General features: G+C 66.3%; 19 protein-coding genes. 17 read left to right on the top strand and 2 right to left on the bottom strand.

Annotated features, from left to right (window positions below):
* Positions 1–27: 27 nt before the first annotated feature.
* Both creB and creC read left to right on the top strand, forming a co-directional pair.
* A complete protein-coding gene (gene creB / locus AC1D3B_RS14340) occupies positions 28–759 on the top strand; it encodes a two-component system response regulator CreB (RefSeq protein ID WP_478191333.1) in 732 nt (243 codons plus the stop codon).
* Complete coding sequence (gene creC / locus AC1D3B_RS14335; protein WP_478191332.1) at positions 756–2,195, top strand: two-component system sensor histidine kinase CreC; 1,440 nt, start codon at positions 756–758, stop codon at positions 2,193–2,195. The genes creB and creC overlap by 4 nt, the downstream gene beginning before the upstream one ends.
* Here the strand turns inward: creC and AC1D3B_RS14330 are convergent.
* Entirely contained in the window at positions 2,189–2,794 is a 606-nt protein-coding gene (locus AC1D3B_RS14330) for a hypothetical protein (protein ID WP_478191331.1), read from the bottom strand. The genes creC and AC1D3B_RS14330 overlap by 7 nt on opposite strands.
* A gap of 65 nt (positions 2,795–2,859) precedes the next feature.
* A complete protein-coding gene (locus AC1D3B_RS14325) occupies positions 2,860–5,244 on the bottom strand; it encodes a penicillin-binding protein 1A (protein WP_478191330.1) in 2,385 nt (794 codons plus the stop codon).
* Between the two features lie 328 nt (positions 5,245–5,572).
* Here AC1D3B_RS14325 and AC1D3B_RS14320 point away from each other — a divergent pair, with 328 nt between their 5' ends.
* The 15 genes from AC1D3B_RS14320 (at position 5,573) to AC1D3B_RS14250 (ending at position 21,368) form a co-directional block, all read left to right on the top strand.
* Positions 5,573–7,639: a VIT and vWA domain-containing protein gene (locus tag AC1D3B_RS14320; protein ID WP_478191329.1), complete on the top strand. Its 2,067-nt coding sequence runs from the start codon at positions 5,573–5,575 to the stop codon at positions 7,637–7,639.
* A 12-nt stretch (positions 7,640–7,651) separates the two neighbouring features.
* Positions 7,652–8,584 carry an exosortase Q gene (xrtQ, locus tag AC1D3B_RS14315; RefSeq protein WP_478191328.1) on the top strand — a complete coding sequence of 311 codons (933 nt, stop codon included), beginning with the start codon at positions 7,652–7,654 and terminating at the stop codon, positions 8,582–8,584.
* The gene (locus tag AC1D3B_RS14310) at positions 8,565–9,137 is read left to right on the top strand and encodes a hypothetical protein (RefSeq protein WP_478191327.1); all 573 of its coding nucleotides are present in this window, start codon (positions 8,565–8,567) and stop codon (positions 9,135–9,137) included. The genes xrtQ and AC1D3B_RS14310 overlap by 20 nt, the downstream gene beginning before the upstream one ends.
* Positions 9,138–9,144: 7 nt before the next feature.
* On the top strand, positions 9,145–10,425 hold the full coding sequence (locus AC1D3B_RS14305; protein ID WP_478191326.1) for a biosynthetic peptidoglycan transglycosylase: 1,281 nt from the start codon (positions 9,145–9,147) through the stop codon (positions 10,423–10,425).
* An 87-nt stretch (positions 10,426–10,512) separates the two neighbouring features.
* Positions 10,513–11,625, top strand: coding sequence for an ABC transporter ATP-binding protein (locus AC1D3B_RS14300; RefSeq protein WP_478191325.1), 1,113 nt, complete (start codon positions 10,513–10,515; stop codon positions 11,623–11,625).
* A gap of 77 nt (positions 11,626–11,702) precedes the next feature.
* A complete protein-coding gene (locus tag AC1D3B_RS14295) occupies positions 11,703–12,974 on the top strand; it encodes an ABC transporter substrate-binding protein (RefSeq protein WP_478191324.1) in 1,272 nt (423 codons plus the stop codon).
* A gap of 108 nt (positions 12,975–13,082) precedes the next feature.
* Positions 13,083–14,003 (top strand): ABC transporter permease, encoded by a 921-nt coding sequence (locus tag AC1D3B_RS14290; RefSeq protein WP_478191323.1) that lies wholly within the window; start codon positions 13,083–13,085, stop codon positions 14,001–14,003.
* Positions 14,000–14,890, top strand: coding sequence for an ABC transporter permease (locus AC1D3B_RS14285; protein ID WP_478191322.1), 891 nt, complete (start codon positions 14,000–14,002; stop codon positions 14,888–14,890). The genes AC1D3B_RS14290 and AC1D3B_RS14285 overlap by 4 nt, the downstream gene beginning before the upstream one ends.
* Entirely contained in the window at positions 14,890–15,621 is a 732-nt protein-coding gene (locus AC1D3B_RS14280; RefSeq protein ID WP_478191321.1) for an aspartate/glutamate racemase family protein, read from the top strand. The genes AC1D3B_RS14285 and AC1D3B_RS14280 overlap by 1 nt, the downstream gene beginning before the upstream one ends.
* 82 nt (positions 15,622–15,703) lie before the next feature.
* Positions 15,704–16,609 carry a pirin family protein gene (locus AC1D3B_RS14275; protein WP_478191320.1) on the top strand — a complete coding sequence of 302 codons (906 nt, stop codon included), beginning with the start codon at positions 15,704–15,706 and terminating at the stop codon, positions 16,607–16,609.
* 120 nt (positions 16,610–16,729) lie between these two features.
* Entirely contained in the window at positions 16,730–17,347 is a 618-nt protein-coding gene (locus AC1D3B_RS14270) for a Spy/CpxP family protein refolding chaperone (RefSeq protein ID WP_478191319.1), read from the top strand.
* A gap of 225 nt (positions 17,348–17,572) precedes the next feature.
* Positions 17,573–18,301 carry an endonuclease/exonuclease/phosphatase family protein gene (locus AC1D3B_RS14265; RefSeq protein ID WP_478191596.1) on the top strand — a complete coding sequence of 243 codons (729 nt, stop codon included), beginning with the start codon at positions 17,573–17,575 and terminating at the stop codon, positions 18,299–18,301.
* A complete protein-coding gene (clsB, locus tag AC1D3B_RS14260) occupies positions 18,298–19,548 on the top strand; it encodes a cardiolipin synthase ClsB (RefSeq protein ID WP_478191318.1) in 1,251 nt (416 codons plus the stop codon). Before AC1D3B_RS14265 ends, clsB begins: the two co-directional genes overlap by 4 nt.
* Positions 19,548–20,546 carry a lysylphosphatidylglycerol synthase domain-containing protein gene (locus AC1D3B_RS14255; protein ID WP_478191317.1) on the top strand — a complete coding sequence of 333 codons (999 nt, stop codon included), beginning with the start codon at positions 19,548–19,550 and terminating at the stop codon, positions 20,544–20,546. The genes clsB and AC1D3B_RS14255 overlap by 1 nt, the downstream gene beginning before the upstream one ends.
* 93 nt (positions 20,547–20,639) lie before the next feature.
* Positions 20,640–21,368 carry a TIGR03915 family putative DNA repair protein gene (locus AC1D3B_RS14250; protein WP_478191316.1) on the top strand — a complete coding sequence of 243 codons (729 nt, stop codon included), beginning with the start codon at positions 20,640–20,642 and terminating at the stop codon, positions 21,366–21,368.
* Positions 21,369–21,370: the final 2 nt, after the last annotated feature.

Raw genomic sequence — 21,370 nt, 5'->3', positions numbered from 1 at the left:
AGGTTCCGGCCCGCTACCATCCGGGCCATGCCTGCTCACCCGCGGATCCTCATCGCCGAAGACGAATCCGGCATCGCCGACACCCTGCAATACGTGCTTCGGACCGACGGCTTCGTCCCGGTGTGGTGCCCGACCGCCGAAGAGGCGATCGCACAGTTCGCCGCCGAGCCGCCAGCGCTCGCGATTCTCGACGTGGGGCTGCCCGACATGAACGGTTTCGAGCTCTTCAAGCGTCTCCAGAAATTGCCCGCCGGCGCCGAAGTGCCGATGCTGTTCCTCACCGCGCGCAGCGACGAGATCGATCGCGTCGTCGGCCTTGAACTCGGCGCGGACGACTACATCGCCAAACCTTTCTCGCCCCGCGAACTCGTGGCCCGCGTTCGAACGATCCTGCGGCGCAGCGGCCGCACGCAGCAGGGCCCACCGACAATCAGCCCCGCCAGCACACCAGCGCCCGCGCCCTTCGCCCTCGACGTCGATCGCATGCAGATCCGCTATTACGGCCGCCTGCTCGATCTCTCGCGCTACGAATACGGGCTGCTGCGCCTCATGGTCCAGCGTCCCGGCCGGGTGTTCACGCGCGACGAACTGCTGAGTCAGGTGTGGGACGAGGCGAGCGACAGTTTCGACCGCACGGTGGACGCCCACATCAAGACGCTGCGCGCCAAGCTCAAGGCAGTCGCGCCCGACGTCGAGCCGATCCGCACGCTGCGCGGCACGGGCTACGCACTCAACGAAGAGCTGCCGCCGAGCGTGTGACCCGCAGAACGCGCATCTTCATCGGCATCCTGCTGATCTACACGGCAGGCATCGCCTTCCTGCTTTATCGCGTCGTCGCGGACATCGACCCGCGCTACCGTGAATCGGCCGAAGAGTCGCTGGTGGAGACCTCGCAGCTGCTCGCCAGCCTCATCGAGCAGGACGTGATCGCCGGTGCCATCAACACCGCGCGGCTGGAGCCGCTGTTCCGGTCCGTCTACGCACGTCAGTTCTCCGCGCAGATCTACAACCTGCACAAGAGCCACGTCGAATTGCGCGTGTACGTCACGGACCGCAATGGCCGCGTGCTCTTCGACTCGGTGGGCCGCAGCACCGGCGCCGACTACTCGCAGCGCAGCGACGTCAGCCGCTCGCTGGCTGGCGTCTATGGCGCGCGCACCTCGCGTGACATCGCGGGCGACCCGATGACTTCCGTGATGTACGTCGGCGCGCCGGTGCGCTGGGACAACGAGATCGTCGGCATGGTCAGCGTCGGCAAGCCGGTGCAGAGCTTCGGCCAGTTCGTGCAGGATGCGCGCGCACGCACGCTCTGGGTTGGCGTCGGCTCCGCCTTCGCGCTGCTGGTGCTGGCGATCATCGTGTCCATCTGGCTGGTGCGGCCCTTCGGCCTGATTTCCGATTACCTCGGCTGGCTGCGCAGTCAGCGCGACCCGAGCCTGTCGCGCATGGTGCGCCGGGCCTTCGACACACTGCGCAGCGGCGTCCACGAGATGCGCGACGCGCTCACCGGTCGCAACTACGTTGCCGACTACGTGCAGACCTTCACCCACGAGATCAAGAGCCCGCTGTCGGCGATCCGTGGAGCGGTCGAGCTGATCCAGGAACCCTCGATGCCGCAGGCGGAGCGCGAGCGCTTCCTCGCCAACATCGCGCACGAGACGCAGCGCATCCAGGAGATCGTCGATCGCATGATGGAACTCACCGCGCTCGAGGCGCGGCGTGCGCTGGAGCGCAGCGAAGTGGTCGCATTGGCGCCGCTGCTTCAGGACGTCGCTGCCGGCGCGCAGGCCGCAGCGGCGGCGCGGGACATTCGCGTCAACGTGGCGATCCACGCCGAAGCGCGCGTCGAGGGCGATCCCTTCCTGCTGCGCCGCGCGGTCAGCAATCTGCTCGACAACGCCATCGACTTCTCGCCTTCCGGCGCCGAGGTGCTGCTCGCGCTCGAAACCAGTTCGCGCCAGGCCAGGATCAGCGTGCGCGATCGCGGCAAGGGCATTCCGGACTACGCGAAGGACAAGGTGTTCGAGAAGTTCTACTCCCTCGCCCGACCGCACAACCAGAAGAAGAGCACCGGCCTCGGCCTCGCCTTCGTGAAAGAAATCGCGACGCTGCATCGCGGCCGCGTTGATCTGGCGAACGCACCGCGCGGCGGCGCCCTCGCGACCCTCACGCTGCCGCTGCTGTCGAATCACTGACCGATCAGGGCGCGGTACGCATTGCGCGTTTCGGGACTCACCGCTTCGACCACCTGCTGGTAGGACGTCTTGTGCCGCGCAAGCATCCGCGCCGAGGCAACCGTCTTCGACTTGCAGAACCAGTGGCAGGTGTGTTGCATCAGGAAGAGTTCGGCCGACATGGTGAAAGCCTTGGCCTTGGCGCTGCGGCCGGCGCCGTTCTTCATGACTTCGGAGATGCCGCGCGCATGAATGGCAAAGGCCTTGCGCAAGTCGAAGGAAGCGCCCGGAAGCAGCCGATCCACATAGGGGATCGCCACCGGAAACTTGCTCACACGCGCCTCCGATTCGCCGACCCGTGAGAACTCGACGGCGAAGGCGTCGAACTGCGCCGACAGCTTTTCCTCGGTGGTGTCCAGCAGGGCCCAGATCTGCTCGCGACGCGCGGGATCGTCTTCGCCGAGGCAGCGCAGGTAGCCCTCGGTGAGGTTCTCCATGAGCTTCTCGATCTGGTAGTTGCCCAGGTGGCTCGCCAGGAGCGCGATGCGCTGCTTCTGGTCGCGGGACTTGAGGAGGTAGGCGCCGATGAGGATCAGCGCTACCAGGGTGAGAGATTCCATGACAGCGTACGAGGAAGGGGATGTGGAGTGTAGATACCCCCGCCCCTCTTCGTCCGCGATGACCTCTACCTGAAGAAGTCGAGGATGCGGCTGCGCTCCTCGGGCGCGGCCGGCGGACTCACGGGCACGCCCGCCAGGTCCTCGACCGGTGGCAGCGGCGCGCTGGTGTCCATGCCCAGGCTGGCCACGCTGCGACCAGGCGCATAGTCGTCGAAGTACCAGTCACCATCGACGCGAAGCACGCCACCCGGTACCGACGGTTCGCTGACGGGCACGCCCTTGAGGGCAGTCTGCATGTAGCCCGTCCAGATCGGCAGGCTCAGGCTGCCGCCCGTTTCGCCACGAACGCCGAGTTGGCGCGGCGTGTCGTAGCCCACCCAGGCGACGCCGACCATCGTCGGCTGGAAACCCGCGAACCAGGTGTCGAAGGAATCGTTGGTCGTCCCGGTCTTGCCGTAGAGGTCGTCGCGCTTGAGCGCCTGGCGCGCCTTGATCGCGGTGCCGCCATTGACCACACTCTGCAGCATCGAACTCATGACAAAGGCATTGCGCTCCGGAATGGCGCGCCGCTCCTCGTCGAGCACCGGCGGCTCGGTTTCGAGCAGGACCTTGTCCTTCATGTCCGTGACGCGCGTGACGAGATAGGGCGTGACGCGAAAGCCGCCGTTGGCGAACACCGAGTACGCTGCGGCCATCTGCATCGGCGTGACCGAGCCGGCGCCAAGCGCCATCGGCAGGTTCGCCGGATGCTTGTCGCGGTCGAAGCCGAATCGGGTGATCCAGTCCTGTGCATAGGGCGCACCAATGGACTGCAGGACGCGGATGGTGACCAGGTTCTTCGACTGCTGCAGCGCGCGACGCAGCGACATCGGGCCTTCATAGGTGCCGTCGTAGTTCTTCGGCTCCCAAGCCTGGCCGCCGGCGCCGGCTTCGAAGTACAGAGGCGCATCGTTGACGACCGTGCTCGGCGTGAAGCCTTTCTCCAGCGCCGCCGAATAGATGAAGGGCTTGAAGCTCGAACCCGGCTGCCGCCATGCCTGCGTCACGTGGTTGAACTTGTTCTTGCCGTAGTCGAAACCACCCACCAGCGCCTTGATGGCCCCCGTCCGTGGATCGAGGCCGACGAAGGCCGCTTCCACTTCCGGCAGTTGGGTGATCTCCCAGGTGTTCTTCGGCGTCTTCGCAACGCGGATCACCGCGCCGCGGCGGATCCTGATGGCAGGCGCCGCCTTCTCGGACAAACCCCACTGCGCGGGCTTCAAGCCATCGCCGTTGATCTGAAGCGTCTCCCCGTTGGCACGAACCGCGACCACCCCCTTGTTGCTCGCCTGCAGTACCACGGCCGAGATCACGTCCCCGTTGTCAGGGTGACTGGACAGGGCATCGTCCACCGCATCATCGAGCTCCTTCGAGTCGGTGGGCAGGTCCACGAACTGCTCGGGACCGCGATAGGCCTGCCGGCGCTCGTAATCCATGATGCCCTTGCGCAGCGACTTGTAGGCTGCCGACTGATCGGCCGCGACCAGCGTCGTGTAGACCTTGAGGCCGCTCGTGTAGATGCTGTCGCCGTACTGCGCGTGCATCATCTGTCGAACGGTCTCGGCCACGTACTCCGCATGCAGGCGATCCGGGTCGGCCGCGTCGCGCAGGTGAAGCTCTTCCTGCTTCGCCTCGGCAGCCTGCTCGGAGGTGATGAAGCCGGTCTCTTGCATGCGGTCGATCACGTAGAGCTGGCGTGCACGCGCCCGGCGCGGATTGCTCACCGGATTGTTGGTGCCCGGTGCCTTGGGCAGACCCGCCAGCATGGCGGCCTCGGCAATCGTGATGTTCTGCAATGGCTTGCCGAAGTAGGCTTCCGACGCTGCCGCGAAACCGTAGGCGCGATTGCCCAGGTAGATCTGGTTCAGGTAGATCTCGAGGATCTGGTCCTTGGTGAGTTCCTGCTCGAGCCGCAGGGCCAGCAGGATCTCGTAGGTCTTGCGGCTGAGCGTCCGCTCCGAGCTCAGGTAGACGTTGCGCGCCACCTGCATCGTGATCGTGGAAGCGCCCTGCTTTCTTCCGCCTTTCAGGCTCGCCACGGCCGCGCGCATGAAGCCCTTGTAGTCGACCCCGCCATGGTCATAGAAGCGCGCATCCTCGACGGCGAGCACGGCGTCCTTCATCACCTTCGGAATGGCCGCGAAGGGCGTGAGATTGCGGCGCTCTTCGCCGAATTCGCCAAGAAGGCTGCCCTCGGCCGAATAGACCCGCAACGGCAGCTTGGGCCGATAGTCGGCGAGATCGGAAATGTTCGGCAGCTTCGGATAGATCGTGACCGCGGCGATGCCTGCAGCAATTAGCAGAACGAGTGCGCCCGCGGCGGCGACGCCGCCGCCCCACAGGGCAATGCGTCGAAGACGGATCGACCGGACCGTGCGCGCCGGCCCGCTGGAAGGTGATGTTTTGGACATGGCAGAAGTGAAGGGTCGACGCGGTAGAAATTGAGAGAATCCTCACGGCAGATGGGCATGAGTTGCTATCGATTGGATAGCGCCGTCGACCGCGGTAGGAGCCGCGCCGGCTTCTCGAGTTCCCACGCTCATCGGCATAAGGGATGAAGCCCTAATCCTCCCGGACGGAGCCGAAGGGCGTGTGAAGTCCTCCCTGGACATCACTTCACACAGACTTCACACAACGCCGAAAGCTTCGAACAGGCTTCCAACTGCCTTCTCGGCGGACCGCGACATTGGCTCCCGTGCACCGTTGCACGACACCCCTCGAGGGACAAGGACCCAAGTCATGGAAAGCTCCATACCCCGCCCCGGCCGCTGGCTCTGGCTCAGCACGCTGGGCATCGCAACCACCTGCTTCGTCATGCTGGTCGCGCGGCCCGTGCACGCACAGGAAGCGCCGGGCCCGCGACTGAAGACCGAAAGCCCGTACTTCTTCGTGAAGAGCGAAGATCCCGATACCGATCGTCTTCCGCTCAAGGGTACGGAAGTCGACGTGAAGATCTCGGGCGTGATCGCGGATGTCACCGTCACGCAGACCTATCGCAACGAAGGGCGCCGCGCGATCGAGGCGCGGTATGTGTTCCCGGGCTCCACCAAGGCGACGGTCGGCGGCCTCAACGTGCGGCTGGGCGACCGGCTCATCACTGCGCAGATCCGCGAGAAGGAGCAGGCTCGCATCGAGTACGACACGGCGAAGAAGGAAGGCAAGACGGCCGCGCTGCTCGAACAGCACCTGCCCAACGTGTTCCAGATGAACGTCGCGAACATCCTGCCGGGTGACGTCGTCAAGGTGGAGCTGCGCTATACCGAACTGCTGGTTCCCCAGGGCGGCAACTACCAGTTCGTCTTTCCGACGGTGGTGGGGCCACGCTACAACAGTCCGCAGTCACAGAATGCGCAGGCCCCGTGGGTGGCGCAGCCGGTGCTTCGCGCAGACGTCGCACCGAACACGAGCTTCAATCTCAAGGTCGCACTCGACACGCCGTTGGGCATCAAGGAAGTTCGATCCCTCACGCATGCCATCGACGTTCGCCAACGCGATGGCAACGAGCATGCCGACATCGCGCTGGCCCGCAGCAGCGAGCCCGCGGACAACCGCGACTTCGTGCTCGACTACCGGCTCGCGGGCGAACGCATCGAGTCGGGGCTGATGCTCTACAAGGGCCAAGGGGACAAGGCCGAGAACTTCTTCCTCGCGATGGTCGAACCACCCCGGTCGGTGGCCGCCAGCGCCATCTCGCCGCGCGACTACATCTTCGTGGTCGACATCTCGGGCTCGATGCACGGCTTTCCGCTCGACACCGCGAAGGTCGTGCTGGAGCGGCTGATCGGCGGATTGCGTCCCAACGACACCTTCAACGTGCTGCTGTTCTCGGGCAGCAACCGGATGCTGTCGCCGCACTCCGTACCGGCGACGCGCGCGAACATCGAGCAGGCACTCGCCACCCTGCGCAACTACAACGGCGGCGGCAGCACGGAGCTGATACCGGCCCTGAAGCGCGCGTACGCCGAGCCCAAGTCCGATGAGGTCTCGCGCACGATCGTTGTGGTGACCGACGGCTACGTCACGGTCGAGAGCGAGGCCTTCGAATTGGTCCGCAAGAATCTTTCCAAGGCCAACGTCTTCGCTTTCGGCATCGGCTCGTCGGTCAACCGGCACCTGATGGAAGGCATCGCCCGCGCCGGCATGGGCGAGCCCTTCATCATCACCGACCCAGTGCAGGCGCCCGAACAGGCGGCGCGCTTCCGCCGGATGATCGAGTCGCCGGTGCTCACCAGCGTGAGGGCCCGCTTCGAAGGACTCGACGTCTACGACGTGGAACCCTCCGAACTCCCCGACGTGCTCGGCGAGCGGCCGGTGATCGTGTTCGGCAAGTGGCGCGGCGAAGCCAGGGGCCGCGTCGTGATCGAAGGTCGCGGTGCCGAAGGCCCCTACAGGCAGGAACTCAAGGTCGACGCGCACACACGCCAGGACGCGTCTGCACTGCGCAGCCTGTGGGCGCGCCATCGCATCGCGAGCCTGAGCGACCAGGAGACGCTGGAAGGCGGCGACACATTCAGGCAGCGCATCACCGATCTCGGCCTTCGCTACAGCCTGCTCACGCAATACACGAGCTTCATTGCCGTGGACCAGGTGGTTCGCAATGCTGCGCCGCAGAACAGCGTCGGCGTCGACCAGCCGGTGCCGCTGCCCAAGGGTGTGAGCGAGTTGGCCGTGGGCCAGAGCTTCGGCGCCGAAGTACCGAGCACGCCGGAGCCCGAGATGCTGGGCGCGATCGCGGTCGTGTTGTCCATGCTGGCGATGCTGCGCCGTCGCGTGCGTCGCACCGATGCGCGACGCTTCACATCCTGAGGAGGTATTGCCATGACGCTCGCACTGCTTGCACGCACGCACCCCCGGATCATCGACTGGGGCATTCATCTCGACCGCGCGCCGGCCGCCGGATGGCTCGCCCTGCAGGCCGCAGCGTTGACCCCTGTCTGGACCTGGATGGCCCAGCGCATGCGTGACGGGTCCGACGATCCTCTCGGCCTGCTCGCGGTCGCCGCCCTGGCGGTGCTGACGTGGACCTTGCGACGCGAACTGCGCCCCGCGCCGCGTCTGGGCTGGCTGGCGTTGGCCACCTTCGGCACGCTCGCGGCGACGATGCTGCGCGCGGGCATCGGTCCGCTGCCTGCGCTGCCGCCGTTGGCGGCCAGCCTGCTGGCGGTGCTGGCCTTCGCCTTCGGCCTGCTCGCCTTCCTTCCCCGGCGCGTTGCAGCGCTCCCCGTCGCCGGCCTCGCCGTGCTGGCGCTGCCGCTGCTGTCCTCGCTGCAGTTCTATGCAGGCTATCCGCTGCGCGTGATCACGGCCGAAGCCAGCCGATGGCTGCTCGCACCTGGCTTCAGCGTCGCGCGCGAAGGCAGCAGCCTGCTGGTCGACGGGCAGCTGGTGATCGTCGATGCGCCCTGCTCCGGCGTGCAGATGGCCTGGCTCGGCTACTTCACGGCCTGCGTCTTGGCGCTGTGGGCGGGACGCGACGACCGCGCCTTTCTCGCGCGGCTGCCAGTCGTCGGCCTGCTGGTGCTGGCCGGCAACATCGCGCGCAACAGCGTCCTGGTCGCACTCGAAGCCGCAGGGCACGCCCCGCCACCCTGGCAGCACGATGCGTTCGGTCTCGTGCTGCTTGCATTGGTCTGCGGCGGCATCGCTCGCGTCATGACACTCGACAAGACCACTCGGCAAGGCGCAGGCAGCGACTCCATTCCCGGCTTGATCACTTCCACGGGAGGCCGCCATGTCGATACCGCTCGTTGAACGGTGGCTCGCCAACCGCTTCGTCAATCGCATCGCCCACAAGGCGGTCTTCGGGATCGTCATGCTGCTCTGCGTGATCTGGTCTGCCGCTTCCGCCTTCCACCGGCCAGTGGCACCTGCTGCCACAGCAGTCTTCGAGGAATGGCCGAGCGAGTGGGACGGCGTGCCGCTTCGCCCCTTGGCCCTCAGCGAAGTCGAGCAGCGCTTCGCGCAGCAGTTTCCCGGCGCGATCGCCCGCATGACCGATGGTGAGCAGGTCATGGTGCTGCGCCAGGTCCACGCACCCACACGCATGCTCCACCCCGCCGCCGATTGCTACCGCGCACTCGGCTACGGCATCGCCCAGGCGCGCCTGGAACGCGACGTCCATGCCCGACTGTGGCGCTGTTTCGTCGCCGAACGCCACGGCACGCAGAAAATGCGTGTCTGCGAGCGGATCGTCGATGCCCAGGGAGTCGCTTTCACCGACACTTCAGCCTGGTACTGGGCGGCGGCCAGCGGTCGGTCGAACGGACCATGGCAAGCTGTGACCCTGGCGAGACGGATCGAGTGAGAGAGATTTGCTGAAAAAAGCGCTGCTTTACCTGCTTCTTGCAACCCTGGCCCTGGTGCTGACGGCGGGTGTCGCCGCGTACCTGATCGTCAAGCTGGCCCTTGCGCCCGGGCACGACGAATGGCCCGCGCGCGTCAAGGCCGGGCCGGTCTCCGTCGACATCGGCGTGCCGACGGCCATCCGGCTGGCCACCTCTTCGTGGTTTGCGCCCTGGCTGGCGGGCCGCACCGTCAATACCGACTTCGGCACGGTCCTTTTCGGGTGGAGCGAACCCACGGGAACGCTGGAACTGCAATGCGCACCGTGCAGCGCGTCGGTGCCTGCGCTCGGCGAGGCCCCCATCCGGCTCGAGCGCCTGCGCGCCACGGTGCGCCGCGACGGCGCCACGCTGGGCGGCGCCCTGGACGCCTGGCCACCGGGCCCGGCACCCGCAGTCGCGAACTATGCGAACGATGGCGTCCTGCATGCCCGCTGGGACGGCCGGCTCACCCAGAAGACCCTGATGCTCGACATCAACGTGACGGACGCGCCGGTCACCGCCTGGTACGCGGTACTGGCGCCCGACCTCGCCGAACTGCAGCGCGCCCGCATCGGCGGCACCTTCGGGCTGCACGCGCAGGTCGCGCTGCCCGCCGGCACCTTTTCGCTCCAGCCCCGCATCGCGCAGTTCACCGTCGAGGGACTCGGCACCGAGGCGATGGCCAATGCACGCTCCAGTTGCGGTGCACCAAGCCGGCTCACGAACGACAGCTGGCTCGCCCGCTCGGTCATCGCGGCGGAAGACCAGCGCTTCTTCACCCATCCGGGCTACGACCTTGCCGAACTCATGCCCGCGCTCGAAAGCAACCAGAAGGCGGCGCAGGTCGAGCGCGGCGCCAGCACCCTCACCCAGCAGCTCGCCAAGCTCCTCGTGACCGGCGACGAGCGCAGCGCCCACCGAAAGCTGCGCGAACTGCTCTACGCGGTCGAGATGGAAGAGACGCTGGGCAAGGCGCGCATCCTCCAGCTCTACCTGGACAACGCACCCTGGGGCACCAACCTGTGCGGCGCCGAATCCGCGGCGCGCCGCTACTTCAAGCGCAGCGCCCGCAACCTCGAACCGGCCCAGGCCGTCTGGCTCGCCGCCATGCTGCACAACCCGGCGGTCACGGTCGAGAAATGGCAGCGCGACGGCAACATCGACGCCGCCCGCGCGAAGACCATCGCCGAAGGCGTCCGCGGCATCACCAAGCCCCAGCGCGATGCCCTGCTCCGGAACGTCGCCGCCGCGCGCTTCGCACCACCCTGAAGCAGTCTTCCGGCCGCACCAACTCGGCGCATCGACCGGTCTGAACCCCTCTGGATCGCTGGCACATGTCTTGCACCAGCAGCATCAATGGATGCTGTCACCGCCCTTCCGCCCGCAGCCGTTGAGATCGTCGCACTGAGCAAGTGCTACGCCGCCGGCGCGCCTCCCGCCGTCGACCAGATCGACCTGCGGATCGCCAGCGGCAGCTACTGCTGCCTGCTCGGCCCCTCCGGGTGCGGCAAGAGCACGACGCTGCGCATGGTCGCGGGGCACGAATCGGTGTCCGGCGGGGACATCCTGCTGGACAACCGCAACATCACCAACCTGCCCGCCGCGGCGCGCGGCACGGCGATGATGTTCCAGAGCTTCGCGCTGTTCCCGCACCTGTCGGCGCTCGACAACGTCGCCTTCAGCCTCAAGATGAAAGGCGTCTCGAAGAGCGAACGCCACAAGCGCGCCAGGAACCTGCTCGAGCGCGTCGCAATGGGGCACCTGGCCGAACGCAAGCCCGGCGAGCTTTCGGGCGGACAGCAGCAGCGTGTCGCGCTGGCGCGTGCCCTCATCACCGAGCCGCGCGTGCTGTTGCTCGACGAACCGCTTTCCGCACTCGACCCCTTCCTGCGCATCCAGATGCGCGCCGAGTTGCGCCGCTGGCAGAAGGAACTCGGTCTCACCTTCATCCACGTCACGCACTCGCAGGAAGAAGCAATGGCGCTGGCCGACACCATGGTGGTGATGAACCATGGACTGATCGAGCAGGTCGGTTCGCCCCACGAGGTCTACAACCATCCTTCCAGCGAGTTCGTCGCGCGCTTCATGGGTGGCCATAACGTGTTCGCGGTCCACGACGCACTGATCGCCGTGCGCAACGACCACATGCAGATCGTCCCGGCCACGGGCGCGGTCGGGGAAGTCGGCGTTCCGGCCCACGTGACCGACGTCGAATACCAGGGAACCTACGTGCTGCTCGGCCTGCGCCTCACCGGCGTCAGGCCGGAACGCAGCAGCGTGTCGGTGCTGCTGTCCGAAAAGGCCTTCGTCACGCGCACCTACCAAGTCGGCGACAGCGTTCGCCTGACCTGGGCCGAAGCCGATGCACGCACGCTCGGACCGGGCGCCACGCGACCCTCCGGCACGACGAACGGCACGCCGCCCCCGCGCCACGAACCGCTGGCCGCGCTGGCGGTGATGGCGGCCTGAACGCGGCCGCGCGTCCTCCCCGCCTTTCGTTCTCCCTTTCCACCCTCTCTTCATCACTGCCTCCCAGGAGACCTGCCATGTCCAAAAAAACCGAATCGTCATCCACCGGCGTGCAGCGCCGCACGCTGCTGCAGGGCACCGCGGGCATCCTGGCGACAGGCGTGTTCCCAGCGATCCAAGCGCAGGAAAAGATCGTGCTGCGCTACCTCGGCACCGCGGTCAACCAGGACAAGGCGATCGCCGAGAAGTTCAAGGCCGACACCGGCATCGAGATCCAGTACGTGGCCGTCACGACCGACGACGTCACCAAGCGTGCCGTCACCGCGCCGAACAGCTTCGACCTGATCGACACCGAGTACTTCTCGCTCAAGAAGATCGTGCCCACGGGCAACCTCAAGGGCATCGACACCAAGCGCGTGAAGAACGCCGACAAGATCACCACCCTCTTCACCAAGGGCGAGGTCGCCGGCAAGAAGGTGGGCGACCAGGGCACTGCCCCGATCAAGGTGATCTTCCTCGAAGGCGAGAAGAGCAAGGCCTTCTCCAAGTCGCCGACGCAGTTCATGTCGCTGATCCCGACCACCTACAACGCCGACACGCTGGGCATCCGGCCGGACCTCATCAAACGGCCCATCGGCTCGTGGGCCGAGTTGCTGAACCCGGAGTTCAAGGGCAAGGCCGCGATCCTGAACATTCCGTCGATCGGCATCATGGACGCCGCGATGGTGGTGGAGTCCAAGGGCATCCACAAATACGCCGACAAGGGCAACATGACGAAGGCGGAGATCGACCTCACGATCAAGACGCTGATCGAAGCCAAGAAGGCCGGGCAGTTCCGCGCGCTGTGGAAGGACTTCAACGAATCCGTCAACCTGATGTCTTCGGGCGAGGTGGTGATCCAGTCGATGTGGTCGCCCGCCGTGACGGCCGTGCGCAGCAAGGGCATCGCCTGCACCTTCCAGCCACTGAAGGAAGGCTATCGCGCGTGGGCCTCGGGCTTCGGGCTACCGGCGACACTGTCGGGAAAGAAGCTGGACGGCGCCTATGAATTCATCAACTGGTTCCTCGACGGCTGGGCTGGCGCCTACCTCAATCGCCAGGGCTACTACAGCGCCGTGCTGGAGACCGCCAAGGCGAAGATGGAGCCCTACGAGTGGGCCTACTGGATGGAAGGCAAGCCCGCGACGCAGGACATCAAGAGCCCGCAAGGCGACGTCATCGCCAAGGCCGGCGCGGTGCGCGACGGCGGCAGCTACGAGGAACGCATGGGCGGCATCGCCTGCTGGAACGCAGTCATGGACGAGAACGAATACATGGTGAGGAAGTGGAACGAATTCGTCGCAGCCTGACGGTTGCTCCCTCTCCCCCTGGGAGAGGGCTGGGGTGAGGGCAAGCAGCGCCCGCAACGTGCCCCACCCTGACCCTCTCCCTCCGGGGGAGGGAACAAGAACTTCAACATGAACGCCGTCACCGTCGCAACGCCCAAGGCTTCTGCTTCCGCCACCCGCACCATCGGCGCGTGGTGGCAGGCGGCGCCGTTCGCGCTGGTGTTCCTGCTGTTCTTCCTGATCCCGCTGGCGCTGATCGCGATGGTCAGCCTGTGGAACTTCAACGAGTACGAGCTCATCCCCGCGCTGTCGCCGCGCAACTACCTGAGCATCTTCGAAGGCTGCTCGCACCTCACCGACAACGGCGACTTCTGCGTCACGCTCTCGACCTACATCAGCACGCTGAAGTTCTGCGTGCTGGTCTGGGCCATCACACTCGTCATCGGCTTCGCGGTGGCCTATTTCCTCGCCTTCCATGTGCGTTCGCCGGGTATCCAGACCTTGCTCTTCGTGCTGTGCACGGTCCCCTTCTGGACCTCGAACGTGATCCGCATGATCTCGTGGGTGCCGCTGCTCGGTCGCAACGGCCTCGTGAACCAGGGCCTGATGAGCGTGGGGCTGATCGACTCCCCCATCGAGTGGCTGCTGTTCTCCGACTTCTCGGTGGTGCTCGCCTTCGTGCATCTCTACACGATGTTCATGATCGTGCCGATCTTCAACTCGATGATGCGCATCGACCGCTCTTTGCTCGAAGCCGCAAGCGACTCCGGCGCATCGGGCTGGCAGACGCTGTGGAACGTGATCGTGCCGCTGTCGCGCACCGGCATCCTGATCGGCTCGATCTTCGTCATCACGATCGTCATGGGGGACTTCGTCACCATCGGCGTGATGGGCGGCCAGCAGATCGCTTCCATCGGCAAGATCATCCAGGTGCAGACCTCGTACCTGCAGTTCCCGCTCGCGGCGGCGAACGCGATGATCCTGCTGGCTGTCGTGCTGATGATCATCTGGGGCCTGACCCGCCTGGTCGACATCCGGAAGGAACTATGAGCAACCGGATCGGTGAGCGGCGCTCAGTGGGCTTCTGGCCGCTGGCCATCGTCTTCTCGCTCTTCGTGCTGTTCCTCTACGGACCGATGATCACGATCTTCGTGCTCAGCTTCCAGGGTCCGGAAGGCGGCCTCACCTTTCCGTTGCGCGGCGTGTCGTTGCACTGGTTCCACAAGCTCGCCGAGGGCCTCGGGACCGTCGACATCGGCGCCGCCTTCAGGCGCTCGCTGATGCTGGGCGCGGTGGTGATGCTCTTCACCGTCGTGCTCTCCGTGCTCGCGGGCCTCGCGTTCCGCAAGCGGCTCAAGGGCGGCAATGCCCTGTTCTTCATCACGGTCGCGAGCCTGATCATGCCGTCGATCATCGTGTCGCTCGGCATCGGCCTGCAGTTCCGCCTTCTCGACGGCGGCATCAAGAGTGCGCTCACCGCCATGGACGCCACCACCACGCTGGAGAACTACGGCACCGCACTCGGCCTGCTCACTTCCGCGCTGGGCGCCCACCTGACGTGGACGCTGCCCTTCGGGCTGCTGATCATGTTCGCGGTGTTCAACCGCTTCAACCCGGCCTACGAAGAGGCCGCCCGCGATCTCGGCGCAACGCCGTGGCAAAGCTTCTGCCACGTGGTGCTGCCGCTGATCGGCCCTTCCATCGTCGGCATCGGCATGTTCGGCTTCACGCTGAGCTGGGACGAGATCGCACGCACCTCGCAAGCCATCGGCGACGTCAACACCCTGCCGCTCGAACTGCAGGGCCTGACATCGACCGTGACCACGCCATCCATCTACGCGCTCGGCACGGTGACCACCGTCGTGTCCTTCGCAGTGATGGCCATCGCGCTCGGTTCCGCGGCCCTGTTGCGCAGGCGGTCCACGCGACGTCGCTGATGGCTTGCCTGCTCGTCATCAATCCCAACACCTCGGCTTCGGTCAGCGAGTTGTTGCAGCGGCATTTGCAGGCGCAGGCGGGCGAAGCGTTGCAAGTGCGTGCCGTCACCGCGCGATTCGGCGCGTCGTACATTGCCTGCGAGGCCAGCTATGCCGTGGCGCAGCACGCCACGCTGGATGCCTGGGCCGCGGCGCACGCGCATGGCGAACGGCCTGACGCCATGCTGATCGGCTGCTTCGGCGATCCGGGTCTTTTTGCGCTGCGCGCGGGCGCAGGCGTGCCGGTCAGTGGCCTGGCGGAGGCGGCCTTCCTGTCGGCGGCCAAGCACGGCCGCTTCGCCATCGTGACGGGCGGCGAGGCCTGGCGACCGATGCTCGAACGGCTCGCGTGGTCGCTCGGGCAGGCGTCTTCGCTCGCGGGTGTTCATACCGTGGCGCCGACAGGCGCGCAACTCGCCGCCGATCCGCAAGGCGCCCGCACGCTGCTGGCCGAAGCCTGCCGCGAGGCGGCGATTCGCTTCGAGGCGGATGCCGTGATCCTCGGCGGCGCAGGCCTGGCCGGCATGGCGGCCGACATCGCCGATCGGGTGCCGGTGCCGCTCATCGACAGCGTGAGCGCTGGCGCCGAGTGGGCCGCGGATGCGATCCGGTCCGCTCCGGCACCGACTGCCGCCAAGGGCTTCGGCGTGTCCTGGCAGAACGTCTCGTGGGAACTCGAAGCCCTGGGCTGACGGCACCTGGATCGCGGGCCCAGCCACGAAGCCGGCGCCCCCTCCGACAACACGGTCGTCGCGACCGTGCCACCATGACCGCATGACCACCTCCAGTCACGCCCACAATTCGCACGGCATCGAGCCGGTTGCGCTCGCCCAACCCCGGGGTATCGACCAGATCGTCGCCGGCGTCTCCACCAGCGATGGGGACGGCGTCAAGCTCACACGCGTGCTGCACCAGACCTTGCAGCAACGGCTCGACCCCTACCTCATGCTCGACGCCTTCGGCAGCGACAACCCCGGCGACTACATCGGCGGCTTTCCCAGCCACCCGCACCGCGGCTTCGAAACGGTCACCTACATGATTTCGGGCCGCATGCGACACAGGGACAGCGCGGGCCACGAAGGGCTGCTGTCGAACGGCGGCGTGCAATGGATGACGGCTGGCCGGGGGCTGGTCCACAGCGAACTGCCCGAGCAGGAGGAAGGGCTGATGGAAGGTTTCCAGCTCTGGCTCAACCTGCCGGCCAGCGACAAGATGCGCGATCCCTGGTATCGCGACATCCAGAGCGAGGAGATCCCCGAATTCACCACACTGACCGGCGTGCATGTGCGCGTGATCGCCGGTGAGAGCCACGGTATCCAGGGCGCCGTGCAGCGCGAGCACACCGAGCCGCTCTACCTCGACATCACGATGCCCCCTGGCGCCGAGTTCGCGCAGCCGCTGTCCGACACGCACAACGCGTTGCTCTACGTGTTCCGCGAATCGCTCTACATCGGAAGCAGCGAGGTCCCCACCAAGCGCATGGCAATCCTCGCGAACGACCCCGGCAGCGACGGCGTCGTGCTGCATGCGCCGGCTTCCAATCACAGCCCCGCACGGGCGCTGCTGATCGCGGGCAAGCCGCTGCACGAGCCCATCGCACAGTACGGCCCCTTCGTCATGAACACCCGCGAGCAGGTGATGCAGGCGGTGCAGGACTTCCAGGACGGCAAGCTGGCCTGAGCCGTACATTTTTCTTTACGCGCGCTAACTCCCGCCTCACGGTTGCGATACATCGCGCGGCCAAACTTCCCTTCACCTGCTGCCCATCGGCGGCGGGCTTCTTCGAAAGGAAGCACTCTCATGATCTCGTCTCGCAAAAGCCTTCTCTGGGCCGGTCTCCTGGCCTCAGCCACCTTCGCCTCGGCCGGCGCGTTCGCGCAGGCACAGCCCGGGGTCCAGCAACCCGGCGCACAACCCCAGGCGGAGCAACGCCACAACCGCGAAGACCGCGCACAGCGCATCGAGCGCATGCAAAAGCAGCGAGCAGAACGCCTCTCGGCCCTGAAGGAAAAGCTCAAGCTCACGCCGGCGCAGGAAGGCGCATGGAACAGCTTCGCCTCGGCGCAGCAACCACCCGCGCGCCCCGCCGGCCAGGCCCGCCCGGACCGCGCCGAGTTCGCCAAGCTGACCACGCCGCAGCGCCTGGATCGCATGCAGGCCCTCCAGGCCGAACGCAGCGCGATGTTCGCCAAGCGCGCCGACGCCACGCGCAGCTTCTATGCGGCGCTGACGCCGGACCAAGGCCCGCGACGTGAAGGCGTCGCKGGCCTTTTCTTGTCCGTCGGGTTGGTCGGGACTTCCGGCCGCTCACCCTTCTCCCCGGCCAGGCTTCTGGGTGGGGTCCGCAGCGCCCGCGGGTGTCTTGGTGCTCGCCTGCCCCGCCACTGCGAGATATCCTTGCTTCATTCCAATGAGTGAGAGCCTTTCGTTCAAGCTCTGGATTGCACCGTAGGAGGGCGTTCCGCCGCGCCATGTGGGGATGCAGCAGCCATCCCTGTAGGAACCAGCCGCCGGGCCGCGAAGGCCGATCAAGGAGGTGGCGCGTTCCTACACCCCCGTCCGACCCCTCGACTTACAACCACTCCTGTGAAGCCCGCATCCCATTCCGCCGCCGTGGTGGCCCCGACGACCTCCCTCAAGGTGATGACCGTGAACACCCACAAAGGCTTCACTGCGCTGAACCGCAAGTTCATCCTGCCCGAGTTGAGGGAAGCGGTCCGGACGGTGGGTGCGGACGTCGTGTTCCTGCAGGAAGTCCTGGGAACCCATTCGCGCCACTCGCGCAGGGTAGACAACTGGCCAGAGGCACCGCACTACGAGTTCCTCGCGGACACGATGTGGCCGCAGTTCGCGTATGGCCGCAATGCGGTGTACCCAAAGGGACACCACGGCAACGCCGTGCTGTCGAAATTCCCGATCGTCCAGTACCGGAATCATGATGTGTCGATCACGGGTCCCGAGAAGCGCGGGCTGCTGCATTGCGTCCTGCGCCTGCCCGCGCGGCCGGTCGACGTGCATGTGATTTGCGCCCACCTCGGCTTGTCCGAAGTGCATCGGCTGCAGCAGCTCGAACTGCTCTGCCACATCGTGCGCGACGAAGTGCCCGCCGATGCGCCGCTGATCGTGGCGGGCGACTTCAACGACTGGCGTGGCCGCGCGCATGAGATCCTGGAGCAGGGCGCCTCGTTGCGGGAGGTCTTCGTGCATGCCAATGGCAGCGCGGCCAGGACCTTTCCGGCGCGCTTTCCCTTGCTGCCGCTGGACCGCATCTACGTGCGCAACGCGGGCGTCCATGCGCCGGTCGTGCTGCCGCGCAAGCCCTGGTCGCACCTGTCGGACCATGCGCCGTTGGTGGCGGAGATCGAGCTATGAGCGTCTCCGAACCTACCGCCACCAACCAGCGCTGGATCGGCGGCAACCGCATCGATCTTCTCGAGAACGGCGAGGAATTCTTTCCGCGCGTGTTCGAGGCGATCCGTCAGGCGCGGCGCGAAGTCGTCATCGAGACCTTCATCCTGTTCGAGGACAAGGTCGGCGCCCAGCTGCACGGCGCCATGCGGGCGGCTGCGCAGCGCGGCGTGAAGGTCGATCTGATGATCGATGGCTTCGGCTCGCCGGACCTGTCGCCGGAGTTCATCGCCGGGCTGACCTCCGCCGGCGTCAACGTGCGCGTCTTCGACCCGGGCAAGCGCCTCTTCGGCCAGAGGGTCAACGTCTTTCGCCGCATGCATCGCAAGATCGTGGTGATCGACGGTTTGGTCGCCTTCGTGGGCGGCATCAACTACTCGGCCGATCACCTGATGGACTTCGGTCCCAAGGCCAAGCAGGACTATGCCGTGGAGCTGTCAGGGCCGATCGTTTCGGAAATCCATCGCTTCGTCCTTCACGCAATCGCGGTCGGCGGCAAGGGTCCGGGGTGGTTCCGGCGCCGCCTGAAGGCCACGCACCAGCACAACGCCCCTGCGGGCGAGGCCGAAGCCCAGTTCGTGACGCGAGACAACCGCCGGCACACCAACGACATCGAGCGACACTACCGCGCCGCCATCCGCAGCGCGCGGCGGCGCATCGTGATTGCCAATGCCTATTTCTTCCCCGGCTACAGGCTGATCAAGGAGATGCGGCGCGCGGCCCGGCGCGGCGTCGATGTACGACTGATTCTCCAGGGCGAACCCGACATGCCGATCGTCAAGGTGGCGGCCAGCATGCTGTACCACCACCTGCTGCATGCCGGCGTGCGCATCTACGAATACTGCGAACGTCCCCTGCACGGCAAGGTCGCGCTGGTGGACGATCAATGGAGCACGGTCGGATCGAGCAACCTCGACCCGTTGAGCCTGTCACTGAATCTCGAAGCCAATGTGATCGTTCGCGACAGGGCTTTCAACCAGGTGCTGGGGGGACGGCTCGAGCACCTGATGCATCACAACTGCAAGCAGGTGAATGCGTCCGACCTGACCGAATGGAGCGTCTGGCGCCTGGTGCGCAGCTTCTTCATCTTCCACCTGATTCGGTGGTACCCGTCGTGGGCGGGCTGGTTGCCGCGCCACGCGCCGCGCCTGAAGCCGCTGGAAGCGCCCGAAGCGCGCGGCGGCGGGGCGACGCAGACGGACGTGGCCTGATGGCCGCCAGCGACGCCGCCGTGCGTGCCGTCGAGCCGCAAGGACCTCGGGGACACGGCTGGTGGCCCTGGGCGAAACGCATCGCGGCATGGCTCTTCTTCGCGCTCGTCGTCTTCCTGATCGTGCGGCAGGCGCGCACCATCGACTGGAGCGACGTGCTCGATTCGGTGATGGCGATCCCCTTGCCCATGCTAATGGCGGCCACCCTCCTTGCGGTCTGCAGCCATGCGCTCTACAGCACCTATGACCTGCTCGGCCGGCGCATGACCGGGCACGCATTGGGCACCGGCACGGTGATGGGCGTCACCTTCATCAGCTACGCCTTCAACCTCAACCTCGGCTCGCTGGTCGGCGGCGTCGCCTTCCGGTACCGCCTCTATTCGCGGCTCGGCCTCGACAACAACACCATCACGCGCGTGCTCGGGTTCAGCATGCTGACCAACTGGTTCGGTTACTTCGTGGTCGCGGGCGCAGCCTTCTGTTTCTGGCCCATGCCCTTGCCGCCCGACTGGAAGATCGACAGCGGGGGCCTGCGCGTCCTCGGGGCCGCGCTGCTGCTGGTGGGAGTCGCCTACCTTGCCTTGTGCGCCATCGCACGGGAGCACACGTGGCACATCCGCGACCACGACCTGGACACGCCGCCGCTGCGCATCGCGCTGCTCCAGCTCGCCATGTCGTGCGGCAACTGGACCTTGATGGGCGGGGTGATCTGGTTCCTGTTGCAGCAACAGGTGCCCTACCCGACGGTACTCGCGGTGTTCCTCGTCGCGGCCGTGGCCGGCGTCATCACCCATGTGCCGGGCGGGCTCGGCGTGCTCGAGGCCGTGTTCATCGCGCTGCTCGGGCATGTCGTGCCCCAGGGGAAGCTACTGGGGGCACTGCTGGCGTACCGCGCCCTCTACTACCTGCTGCCGCTCATCGTTGCGAGTCTCTTCTACGTGGTGACCGAACTGCGTGCCAAGCGACTGCGCGAGGCCCGTCCAACGGCCCAGACCTGATGCCCCCGGTTGGTGCTGCGCCAGCGCAGACCTCCTCCTTTTTCGCGTGAACGCCTACAGGCTGCACAAGGGCTGCGGCCTAAGTTAGCGCCCATGTCGCAGCACACCGTCACTCTCGCGGGAGAGATCGATCTACCAGGCTTTCGCCGCGAAGCGCGGGCGCTGCTGGCGAGTCTTGTGCCACCGGAGGATACGGACTGGCACGCACGAACCGATACCGCGGCAGAGTTGGCGAAGCGCGGGAGGAGCGTTGAGTCCGCCGCGCGTGCCGCACCTGCGTCGCCGAATCTCTTCCTTCCCCGCTCCTTCCTGTCGCTGTGCGAGACGGTGATCCTTCACAACGATCCATCCCGCTTCGTGCTGCTCTACAGGCTGTTGTGGCGCTTGGTGCATGAGCCGGACCTGCGCCGCAAGCCGCTCGATGCCGATCGCATGCGTGCCCTCCACATGGCCCAGGCGGTGCGGCGCGACATTCAGAAGATGAAGGCGTTGATCCACTTCAAGGTGATCGACGAGGAAGCCGGCGCCGAGCCCTTGCACATCGGGTGGTTCGAGCCCGACCATCACATTGTCGAAGCGGTCGCGCCGTTCTTCGCGCGCCGACTCGCGAACGCGCGCTGGGCCATCCTGACACCGGAATGCAGTGTTCGCCGAAATGCCGAGGCACTGGAATTCGGACTGGGCATGCGCCCCGCAACGATGCCATCGGAAGAGGCTAGCGCAGACGCCTGGCTCGCGCGCTACCGGCAGGTCTTCCACCCTGCCCGCCTCCAGTCTGCGCCGAGGCAGGAGGCCCAGGCCTCCGACGCCCGCACTGTGTGATC

Source organism: Variovorax sp. P5_A3 (assembly GCF_056400665.1).
This window is presented reverse-complemented; position numbering and strand designations above follow the sequence as displayed.